Genomic DNA, 10,828 nt, shown 5'->3' with positions numbered 1-10,828 from the left:
GGGCATGGGGCATGGGACATGGGGCATTGGGCATTGGGCATGGGGCATGGAGTTTCCCGTGGCTTTCAATAAATTAATATTTTTAACAAAACTTTTTCAGAAAAGCCGCTCCTAGCAATGGATGAGTTACCCACTAGACAAAACAACTTCTAAGTTTTGCTGGTGGTGCTTTCACAATCATGAGCAGCTTTTGGCTGAGCGCGGTAGATTAGTAATACCTAAGAAACTTGCAACAATCATTTACGAGTCTTACAAAGAAAAGTAACATCCTCTGAGACTAACCACCTGCTATCTGGTTGGTATGTATCATGCACACTTGTATGAAAATATTTAATTTTCAGCAACAAGTACGTGTTTCTGCGGTAGCAGCCAAACTGCTTGCTGTTTGGACAGTTACTTTTGGCAAAAAATGCCTGAAGTAAAGTCTTCGCAATTTAACGAATCTGCTGGTATGAATACCAATCATAAAAGTTCCTCTAGCCTAAACAAGGAGAATCAGGGCTTGGTAATCGAACGCCTAAAACAGGACTTAAAAAGTGACCTGATTGCTGGTTTGTTGGTAGTTATTCCGCTAGCAACCACCATCTGGCTAACGATTACAATTGCTACTTGGGTAATCAACTTTCTCACTCAAATTCCCAAACAACTGAATCCCTTTGATGGGTTGAACCCTATATTAGTAAATATACTGAATCTTTTGGTGGGACTAGCTGTACCACTACTGAGTATTCTATTAATTGGTTTAATGGCTCGGAATATTGCTGGGCGTTGGTTGCTCGATTTTGGTGAACGCGTACTACAAGCTATTCCCTTAGCCGGACAGGTATATAAAACTCTCAAACAGCTTTTGGAAACAATACTAAAAGACTCAAATGGCAAGTTTCGTCGTGTAATTTTGGTAGAGTATCCCAGACGAGGAATTTGGGCGATCGCTTTTGTGACTAGCGCAATCAGCAGTGACATTCAAACCCAGATGTCTCGCCCCATGCTAAGTGTTTTTATCCCCACCACCCCAAACCCTACCACTGGATGGTATGCAGTAGTTCCTGAGGACGAGGCGGTGAATCTCTCAATGTCGATTGAAGACGCCTTTAAAATAATTGTATCTGGTGGCATTGTCGCCCCCAATACACCCCTGGTTTTCCCCCAAGATTCCAAATTGGAAGTGAAACACGACGAAACAAAGCAGTCAGTTATCCCCGTTGAGGAAACTTAAAATCAATCAGGCAAAGTCACAAGCAATTGGATAACGTTAATTGATACACTTTTAAGTCCGTTCCTCCTGGTTAATCAATTCTCGCCCAATCACCCCTCATTTTTATGCAACCTCGTAAACCTCAGCAAATTGCTCGTGAATTGGCGCTTTTAAGCCTCAGCCAACTGCCAGTAAACCCCAAGAAATTGGATCAATTGCAAGATGATCAACTAGTATCCAAGTTGGTACTAGGAGCAGTACGCACCCTGACATCAGAAGTGCAAGATACCCTGGATAATGCCGCAGGTGAATTGCAACGCAGTAATGATCGCCTCTTAAGTAGCCAAACTCGGGCCTCAGACATCAACACTGCCAGAACAATGCTCCAAGAAGCGATCGCACATACCCAAATAGCAATCAATCAGCTAGGTACAGCAATTGATTTCCCAGAATTGATTCAGTTAGCTAATCAGGACAAGGGAGTCCGTAATTACGCCAAAGATATTGTCATTGCAGTCAACGAAAATCGAAATATTATAGATGAACTCATTTCTACTGCTTTAGTCGATTGGCAGGTAACTCGCCTTGCCCAAATCGACCGAGATATCCTACAAATCGCTGTAGCAGAAATGAAGTTCTTAGGAGTTCCAGACAGCATTGCCATCAATGAAGCAGTGGAACTAGCTAAACGCTACAGTGGAGACGAAGGCCATCGGTTTATTAACGGCGTTTTGCGCCGAGTCACAGACCAGAAAAAAACCGCATAGTGTTTCCACCTCACTTCCTCAGCTGCATAAGTACTAAACTTTTAGTTCAGAGTGAGGAAGCAGTTGCGTCCAAACAGAGGAAGTCTGAGCATCCGCTTTTGACTCTCAGAACTTCCGAAGATTCTGCCCGTTGTAGCGACTCCTGTCAAAATGGCGTTGAGAAGTGAGGATAACCTGGGGGTTTTCACTCCAGGAAAGAGTGCATAGTTAAATTAAACTCATAACTTATAACTCATAACTCACATAACAACTAGTAGTATTGCAATGGTTTTCAATTGGTTCCGTCGTCAACATAACGATTCCTCTAAAACTCCCTCTGAGCAGAAACAGGAAGAAACTCCTACTGTAAAAGAACCCCAAACAGAGCCAGTCGAAACGTCAACGCCAACGGCAGAAACTGCACAAGATACAGGAACAGATTTGTTGACATTTGCTAAAGCTGCTTACAAAAATATTCAGCAGAAACAACAATCCCAGGCAGAAGAAACTCCGCCGGATTCAGCAGATGCCCAAGCCTCAGTAGAACAGCCTGAAACCGCTGAAACTGTACAAGAAGCAACTGCGGAACCTGCTAGCACAACCTTAGAAACTGCCACTACTGAAGAAACTTCACAACCAGAAGCAGCAGTTGTTGAGCTTGCTCAAACAACTACTGAGGAACCTGCTGGCATCAATGAAGAAAGTGCAGCAAATTCCAATGAGCTAGATATTTCTAGTCCAGTAACTGCAAGTGAAGCTGAACCAATAACCACGCCAGCAACCTTATCCTTCTTAGAACGAGCCGCAGCAGAACGACAAGCCAGACAAGAACGATTAATAGCTAGCGCCATTGAAGTCCCAGAACCAGAAGTAGTTCAACCAGTAGCTGCAACTACACCAGATACAACAGAGGAAATTCCCGGACTGATATTTGATGAAGGGTTTGTGTGGTCAGCGGAAGTCTTGGCAGCTCAAGGTAGGCGTCCTGAAGATGTTTCGATTGAAGAAATTACCTGGCTGAAAAAGCTCCGGCAAGGGTTAGACAAAACTCGTCGTAACATCCTTAACCAACTGAAGGCAATTGTTGGGCAAGGGCCGCTCAACCAAGCGGCTGTGACGGAAATTGAGGCATTGCTCTTGCAAGCTGATGTCGGTGTAGAGGCGACAGACTTTATTATCAACGCTTTACAGAAAAAATTGCGAGAAGAAATCACCCCACCAGAAGAGGCGATCGCTTACCTAAAAAAAATCTTGCGGGATATGCTGGATGCACCGAACAAAACATCCCACAAATCTAGCTTTACCCCAGAAAAAGACACCCTGAATATTTGGTTAATCACCGGGGTAAATGGTGCTGGGAAAACCACTACCATCGGCAAAATTTCCCACCTAGCTCAGAAATCTGGCTATAAATGCTTGATTGGGGCAGCAGATACCTTCCGCGCTGCTGCTGTGGAACAGGTGAAGGTTTGGGGTACTAGAAGTGGCGTGGAAGTAATTGCTAATCCTGGAAAAAATACAGATCCGGCGGCAGTGGTGTTTGATGCGATCGCTGCTGCACAAGCACGGCAAACGGAATTACTTTTAGTAGATACTGCTGGGCGACTGCAAAACAAGAAAAATTTAATGGATGAACTTAGTAAAATCCGTCGAATTATCGATAAAAAAGCCCCAAATGCCAAAGTTGAATCACTATTGGTTCTAGATGCCACTTTAGGGCAAAATGGATTGCGACAAGCCGAAGTCTTCTCCCAAGCGGCTCAACTCAGTGGCGTTGTATTAACCAAGCTGGATGGTACTGCCAAAGGAGGTGTCGCCCTTGCTGTTGTCAAGCAATTGGGTTTACCCATTCGCTTCATTGGTGCTGGCGAAGGCATTGAAGACCTGCGCCCCTTTTCCAGCTACGAGTTTGTCGAAGCGCTATTGAGTGGTTAAGTCGCTAGTTGAAAAATTGTAGTTAAAATTTTCTCTTTACAAACTCATAAATTTAGGGCTTACTGATCTGGCATTATCACTTGGATCAACTACAAACAAAATACTGGAAACAGCCTAAGTCCTAATTTTATGGATCGTGCGTAAAACCTCATCCCCTTGTGGGTGAGGATGTAAGCACGGTTAAATTAGGGGGTTCGATGCCCCCTAATTTAACACTATCCCCGTTGCTTCTGAGTTGCAATATATTGTTTAACTGCCTCCTCTGACGCACCACCAACAGACGAGTAAAACGTTCCATCGCTCCACAGTCCAGAACCCCAAAACCTACGCTTTTTCAAATCCTTAAACGTGCTGAATATATGCACAGCAGAGATTGATTTCATTGTTTTGGCAATTTCTACTGGTGCTGTCGTGTGGTCTGCCTGCACGAACACATGAACATGGTCGGGCATTATCTCAATCGCGTGAAGTGTCCATCCGTAGGTTTGGCAGGTTTCACCAAGAATTCGTTTTAGCTCTATTTGTGGAATATTGTCATATTTGAGATTTTTTTAAATGAAGCGAACCGTCTCTATCCCAGTCAAATTACCTGACGAAAGATTTTTAAATCTGATGAATCAGTGTGCATCAATATTTAATGCACATATTGACTGGGCAATAGAGAACAAAACGTTTAACAAAAACAAGGCACACAAAGATTTGTACGCCATACTACGGCTACAGTATCCGAGTGTGCCTTCTGCTTTACTACAGACAGTAAGGGACAATGCTTTAGAGGCAATCAAAGCCACTAAATTTAAACGTGTTCCCAGAAAAAAACCAACATCGGGATTGAGGTATGACAAGCGCACAATGACACTGCGCGGTTATCAATTAACCTTGTCGTGTATTGGTAAGCGAGTTAAATTAATCTTAGATATTCCTGATTATTTCAAACAAGTTTTTGAGAATTGGGAATTTTGCGGTGCAACTTTGACTTATTCAAAACACTCTAAACAGTTTTGGGTACGACTGGTTTTTGAGTCAGATAACCCTCAAGAAATTAGTGGGACTATTCAAGGGATTGACCGAGGACTTTACCATCAAGCAGTAACTTCTGATGGTCAATTTTTCTCCAGTTCCCAAATTAGAAATACTCAAAGACGTTACTTATTCAATCGTCGTAAACTCCAACAAAAAGGCACTCGTAGTTCTAAACGTCGCTTAAAATCGATGTCTGGACGCGAGAAGCGGTTCATGTCGGATACGAACCATTGTGTAAGTAAAAAGCTAGCTAACCAACCAGGAGTAGCGGTTTTTGTGCTTGAGGATTTGTCGAGTATTCGCACCCAGCGACGGGGCAAGAAAATGAATAAGTGGTTGGGTAGTTGGGCGTTCTATCAACAAGAGCAGTTCTTGGCTTACAAGGCGGAAGCTTTGGGGAAACGAGTAGTGCATCAAGACCCTCGGTACACTTCCCAAAAATGCAATGTTTGTAAGCATATTAAGAGAACAAATCGCCATAAGTCTAAATTCCATTGCAGGAATTGTGGACATCAGACTCACGCGGATCTTAATGCTTCTAGAAATGTCCGCGATGATTATATTCTCTCCTCTACCCAAGGGACGGAGGAGCAGGGGTCAGTCAATACCCCATGCGTTTCAGGAAATTCTGTTTCCTAGTTACAAGCCCCATCCCAAGAGTGGGTGGGGCAGTTGACTAGTTTGCCGCAATTTGGGAGTGACTTTTGCTAAAATTCTAGACCAATGCTATTTTTGTTATGCCCTAAATGGAGGTTTTTAATCTCCGAAAAATTTTACCATTTCTGAATTCTAGAGCTTTTGTATATGAAGCGGAGTAATCTTCTTGAAAAACGGGAAAACTATATAGATAGGACTTACGCAACTGGCACACAAAGCTTCTGGTATAAGAGTCAAGAGTCAAGGGTCAAGGGTCAAGGGTCAAGAATCAAGGTTTCTTGGACTTTTGACCTTTGACTCTGGACAATCTCTGGCGTTAAAAATATGACACTTGCGTAAGTCCTGCTATAGTTACTCCCTGATGGGGAGTTGTCATGTAAATCCCGAATCGGAAAATGCTCAAAAAATCTCTGTTTAAATTATTGATATTACCTTTTTCTTTAGTTCCCTGGTTGTGGGTGGGAACGCTTGTTGATTCTAAAGCTAATGCTTTACCAGGTCAAAGTACAGAGGAAGTGAGTACGTGGATTAAAGCACATCCTACACTTCGTCCTGGCATTGGTGAACGATTGTTTATCCAAAAGAGTGATACAGCCGCTCAGAGATTCACTTTTCTCGCATCGGTATTGCCTCCCGGAAAAGTGGCGTTTACGCAAGATCGTGGCAGAATTCGTACTGAGCGGATTACTATGTATGATGCCATTAACGGCATGTCATTTGGACGTCTGCAAGAATCTTTGCGGGTGATTTATAGTTTGGATGTTTATCAAGACTACGATCGCGCTCAAATCGTGTATCAATATCCCAACCAGAGTACAATTAACTCGGCGCGTCATGCCAAAACTCCCATCAGAGAAGCTTTACAGGGAGAATTGCGAGTAGGCGATCGCTACGTCTACTGGGTGGAAGTTGCCCAACCCAAAGTAGGTAAAGCTTTCACCGGTCAGATGACGATTTTACTTAAAACTGATTTAGACAAGTTGCAAGCAGAACTGCAAACTCGTTAATAGGATGAAGCATGAAACCTGAAGATTTGAAAATTTCATCTTTCGTACTTCCTAAAGCCTTCCCAACTCCACAGGAGCTAGGGTTTGCCACGTACCAGAAAAGATACTTTCAGATGCTAACGAAATTCTCAGTAAGTCTTCCTTCAGCAGTGGCGGCCAATCAATCCCAGCTTTACGCCCAGCGACAAATAGCTGTTGAGCCTTAATACCCAACTGATAAAGGGATAAAGCCAGTTCTCGGTCTAGACTGGGGGCATCTTTGAGGGCTTCAAATACCACTTTCAACGCCAACAAAATCGAGGTAATCTGACCGGGTACTGGAGGTTTTCCCTGCTTCATACGCGTTAACAGGGCATCTGGGTTTTCCTCAGTTGCGATCGTTTGGTCGATGAGGATTTTGCGGGCTGTTTCGTAGTTCATTCCTCAAGCGTAACCCAGATTATGGTATATAGGGATGCCATTGACTGCTACTATTGTGTCGGCCATGGATTCTGCTAAAAACGCTACATCATCATACCCTCATCTCCAAGGCGATCGCTCTTATTCAGCTTGCTAAAAAGTTTCTCAACCACCTAATTGCCTCACTTATAGTCTGCTCGTTTGCAATTTGGAGACACTGTTCCACAATTTTTGAAACGTTAGGAAAGTAGCTACTTTCTGTAACTGTATAATTTTTACCCTGCAATCTATAAATTAATAATTGGTTATTTTTTAGCAGCCAAACCTCTGGCACTCGATAAGGTAAATAATCATTTATATCTGTATAACTAGTAACATCTACTTCAATTGCCAAATCAGGCGGAGGATCGTTTTGCCAGTCAATGCGGTTCTTGCCTTGAACTTGCTGCCAATTTTCAATATAAAAACAATAGTCAGGTTCAACACCGCTGGCTTCGCTCATGCTCATGGTGATGGGTGTAAATGAGTCGTACACCCGGTTTAAATGGTCAAGCAAGGTTATCACTATCAGTGCAAGTAAACTTGTCTTTTTCCCATGCTCAGGCAAAGGAGCCATTAATAAAATCTCTCCTGGTCGATATTTAACGCGAGGTACGGTGCGATCGCCTAATTGCAAGAGCAGTCTTTGGTAGTCTTGCCAGTTTCCTAAGAGTTTCAAGACAGCCCCAGGAGGCAACTCGATTCTTTCTGGTGTAATTACGGTATCCATCTATTTTTGCCTCTACCCTACACTCTTGCATCCATAAAACTGATTTTAGCGCCAATACCAGTTTCAATCCCTAATAGGGATTTTGATTAGTTGGAACCTGTCTAGAATCAAGGGCATTTTTAGATATACGTTTCAATCCCTAATAGGGATTTTGATTAGTTGGAACTGAAGTCGAAGTTACAGTAGAGACTGTAACAGGTGAAGTTTCAATCCCTAATAGGGATTTTGATTAGTTGGAACAATAGGATTGTCAACATTAGCGCTCGGAATCACAATGTTTCAATCCCTAATAGGGATTTTGATTAGTTGGAACTCTATTAACGACATAAAAGCTTTGTTCCCTGTCTTTGTTTCAATCCCTAATAGGGATTTTGATTAGTTGGAACATGTTTGCACCTATAGCGACTTTTGCAACTGCCTTGTTTCAATCCCTAATAGGGATTTTGATTAGTTGGAACTGTATAATTCCAAAATATTAATGTCAAAGTTAAAGTTTCAATCCCTAATAGGGATTTTGATTAGTTGGAACCTCAGGACTTGGGGTAGGAGTAGTTAGAGGCCCGGGTTTCAATCCCTAATAGGGATTTTGATTAGTTGGAACGATAAATCAGTTAAAGTTCAAGATTCAATTGTTAGGTTTCAATCCCTAATAGGGATTTTGATTAGTTGGAACCAAAACGCCAATTACCAGCTAAAACAAGATTTTTGTTTCAATCCCTAATAGGGATTTTGATTAGTTGGAACTGTAAGCTTTTTGCCTCGTGATTATTACTTTTCTAGACTGTTTCAATCCCTAATAGGGATTTTGATTAGTTGGAACTCGATGAATAAAGTAAGTAATTAAAGCAAGAGCCAAGTTTCAATCCCTAATAGGGATTTTGATTAGTTGGAACGGCGGGAGCCTCAAAGCCAAGGTATATTTAGTTTTCAAGGTGCGGTTGCGCGATTCAAGACCAATCATAGCATTAGAAAAGTTGTTTGGGAAGAGATTGGGGAAAGTGTGAAGGCTGAAACCCTTTTTTTGTAAGCATTTCAGGGGCTGCGCGGATGAAGTTAGGCTAATGGTGGGCTGGAATCCTTGCTGGAGTTGAGATAGAAGGACTTTTTTTAGGCTGTGGAATTTGTACACCTACTCTCCCGCGCATTTAACATACAGAAACCTAACTAGAAGGGGATTCAGCAAAGAAAATTGTTTCGTCTCGTGGCTGTTCTCCGCCAATGCGTTCGATTTTCCCCTGACAACAGCCACAAAGAAAGTAAAAACGAACGCTGTCAGTGTCAGGTTTAATCAATTTGGCTAAACGCGATCGCAGTTTAGCATATTGGGTAGGGGTCAAATCGCACTCAAACACACTCAGTTGCATCCACTGACCATAAGATTTGAGAACAGAATGGATTTTTGTACGACGCTTATCTTCTGGAATGTCGTAGCTGACAACAATATACATGGCGGGGGAAGCAAATGACCAATGACAAATAACCAATTACTTGAGAACTAAGGGCGGATATTTATCAATTTCATTCATCAGATATTTACCTAATAACCTCGCTTGAATTTCAAAGGCTTCTTGGTAAGTGCATTTGTGTTCCATAACTGGATGTTTAAAGTTTGACTGTTTTTTTTGTTCGTAGGCGCGAAGAAATGTATGCAGTCCTTCTTTGGTTAAAGACACAGCACCACTGAGGGGTTCGGTGGTAAAATCGGCTAGGGTGAGCGATCGCTTATTAATTAGTGACAGCACTACAGCATCGACTATCAAGGGGCGAAATTCCTCCATTAAGTCCAAGGCTAGGGAAGGTCTACCATAACGCTCGACGTGTAAGTATCCTAGATAAGGATCGAAACCAACAATATTTAAAGCACTTTGCACGTCATGACGTAACAATGAATACCCAAAACTCAGTAGGGCATTAACTGGATCGGTTGGTGGGCGGCGGTTTCTGGCTTCAAATTGGAATTCTGGGGTTTTGATTAGCTGTTGAAAGCAACCAAAATAGGCTGCACTACCAGCACCTTCTAAGCCTCTGAGGGAATCAATACTGTTAGTTTTTTCGATTGGTGCGATCGCGTGTTCCAATCGAGTGATATTGTTATTCAGAGAAAGATGAGGATATTCTCGCTGAGTACGAAGTAAAGTATGGCGGTAATTTTTCAATTTACCCCGGACAAAACCTCTAACTAAATGTATTGCTGATTGTGATTCTCCTATTGCTTGCCATTGGGCTTTACGAACAAAGATATTTTTGGTAACTTCTGGTTCTAAACGCCCTAAATATTTTCCATTTTGTGTGAGAAAACTTAAACAAATGTGGCGTTTTAAAAGTTCATCAAGGACGGCTGGAGAAACGGTAGCCCTACCCAGCACTACAATTCCATCGACCTTAATTAAGGGCACATCTAAGATAGTTTTTTTGTCAGCTTTTATAGTAAGGCGTTCGTCAACTTTGCCGATAAAGGCATCGGTTTGTGTCACGTAAACTGTTCCCATAATTTCATCCTTAATTAGCTTCTTGATAGCGCTCTAATTTTTCAGTGGCTTTCGGCAAACATTGCGAATATAAACTACATCCAGTGCAGCATTTGCTGTAAACTGGTTTTGGCATTATCCCTGTTTCGAGGATATTTGTTACAGATTGAATTGTAGCGATCGCACTTTGCCGCAACTCTGCATTAATCTCTACTAATTGACGTTGATGAGAGTGAGCATAATAGATATATCCAGTAGGAATATTTTGCTCTGTCATCTCTTCCAAACATAAAGCTTGAGCGCAGACTTGCAATTCATCGTTATCCCATTCGCCTTTGCGTCCCCGTTTGTATTCCACTGGATAAATCTGGCCAGATTCCGCTTCAATTAAGTCAGATTTTCCGATTAATTTATATTGCTCAGACTTTAACCAAATCGCCCGAATTTGCCAAGTTTCTCCTCGCTGTCCGTCGCCTGTAGTGTGGACGCGATCGTGTAAAGTTGTACCTTCAATTGTGTATTGATTATCGACAAATTCCCCTGCACAAAACATCCGCCAGCACCGATGTGGACAATAGGCGTACTGGTTTAATGCCGCAATAGGAATATATTCGGTTTGGTTCATAACT

Annotated in this window: 11 protein-coding genes and 1 CRISPR repeat array; of the genes, 5 read left to right on the top strand and 6 right to left on the bottom strand. The window is 42.3% G+C overall.

The features are described 5' to 3' along the window. Positions 1-451: 451 nt before the first annotated feature. The 3 genes from IQ246_RS04050 to ftsY all read left to right on the top strand — a co-directional run bounded on the left by IQ246_RS04050 (position 452) and on the right by ftsY (position 3,876). The gene (locus IQ246_RS04050) at positions 452-1,216 is read left to right on the top strand and encodes a DUF502 domain-containing protein (RefSeq protein ID WP_194000349.1); all 765 of its coding nucleotides are present in this window, start codon (positions 452-454) and stop codon (positions 1,214-1,216) included. Between the two features lie 104 nt (positions 1,217-1,320). Next, positions 1,321-1,962 (top strand): transcription antitermination factor NusB, encoded by a 642-nt coding sequence (gene nusB, locus IQ246_RS04045; RefSeq protein WP_194000347.1) that lies wholly within the window; start codon positions 1,321-1,323, stop codon positions 1,960-1,962. A gap of 264 nt (positions 1,963-2,226) precedes the next feature. After that, a complete protein-coding gene (gene ftsY / locus IQ246_RS04040) occupies positions 2,227-3,876 on the top strand; it encodes a signal recognition particle-docking protein FtsY (RefSeq protein ID WP_194000328.1) in 1,650 nt (549 codons plus the stop codon). Between the two features lie 215 nt (positions 3,877-4,091). On the opposite strand, the gene tnpA is transcribed toward ftsY, so the two are convergent. Next, complete coding sequence (tnpA, locus tag IQ246_RS04035; RefSeq protein WP_339379131.1) at positions 4,092-4,397, bottom strand: IS200/IS605 family transposase; 306 nt, start codon at positions 4,395-4,397, stop codon at positions 4,092-4,094. A gap of 34 nt (positions 4,398-4,431) precedes the next feature. Between tnpA and IQ246_RS04030 the strand changes: the two genes are divergently transcribed. Further along, on the top strand, positions 4,432-5,538 hold the full coding sequence (locus tag IQ246_RS04030) for an RNA-guided endonuclease TnpB family protein (protein WP_194000326.1): 1,107 nt from the start codon (positions 4,432-4,434) through the stop codon (positions 5,536-5,538). A gap of 413 nt (positions 5,539-5,951) precedes the next feature. Beyond that, complete coding sequence (locus IQ246_RS04025) at positions 5,952-6,563, top strand: hypothetical protein (protein ID WP_194000324.1); 612 nt, start codon at positions 5,952-5,954, stop codon at positions 6,561-6,563. Positions 6,564-6,614: 51 nt separating this feature from the next. On the opposite strand, the gene IQ246_RS04020 is transcribed toward IQ246_RS04025, so the two are convergent. The 5 genes from IQ246_RS04020 to cas4 form a co-directional block, all read right to left on the bottom strand. Then, complete coding sequence (locus tag IQ246_RS04020) at positions 6,615-6,983, bottom strand: Dethiobiotin synthetase (RefSeq protein ID WP_194000322.1); 369 nt, start codon at positions 6,981-6,983, stop codon at positions 6,615-6,617. 124 nt (positions 6,984-7,107) lie between these two features. Beyond that, a complete protein-coding gene (locus IQ246_RS04015; protein ID WP_194000320.1) occupies positions 7,108-7,731 on the bottom strand; it encodes a Uma2 family endonuclease in 624 nt (207 codons plus the stop codon). 60 nt (positions 7,732-7,791) lie between these two features. Next, a CRISPR array of direct repeats spans positions 7,792-8,624; the repeat unit is 37 nt; unit sequence GTTTCAATCCCTAATAGGGATTTTGATTAGTTGGAAC. Positions 8,625-8,891: 267 nt separating this feature from the next. Next, complete coding sequence (gene cas2 / locus IQ246_RS04010; protein ID WP_194000318.1) at positions 8,892-9,179, bottom strand: CRISPR-associated endonuclease Cas2; 288 nt, start codon at positions 9,177-9,179, stop codon at positions 8,892-8,894. 36 nt (positions 9,180-9,215) lie between these two features. After that, positions 9,216-10,220, bottom strand: a complete 1,005-nt coding sequence (gene cas1d / locus IQ246_RS04005; RefSeq protein ID WP_194000316.1) for a type I-D CRISPR-associated endonuclease Cas1d — start codon at positions 10,218-10,220, stop codon at positions 9,216-9,218. A 10-nt stretch (positions 10,221-10,230) separates the two neighbouring features. Further along, complete coding sequence (gene cas4 / locus IQ246_RS04000; RefSeq protein WP_194000314.1) at positions 10,231-10,824, bottom strand: CRISPR-associated protein Cas4; 594 nt, start codon at positions 10,822-10,824, stop codon at positions 10,231-10,233. Positions 10,825-10,828 lie beyond the last annotated feature (4 nt).

The organism is aff. Roholtiella sp. LEGE 12411 (genome assembly GCF_015206995.1).
Lineage (GTDB): Bacteria > Cyanobacteriota > Cyanobacteriia > Cyanobacteriales > Nostocaceae > Komarekiella.
This window is presented reverse-complemented; position numbering and strand designations above follow the sequence as displayed.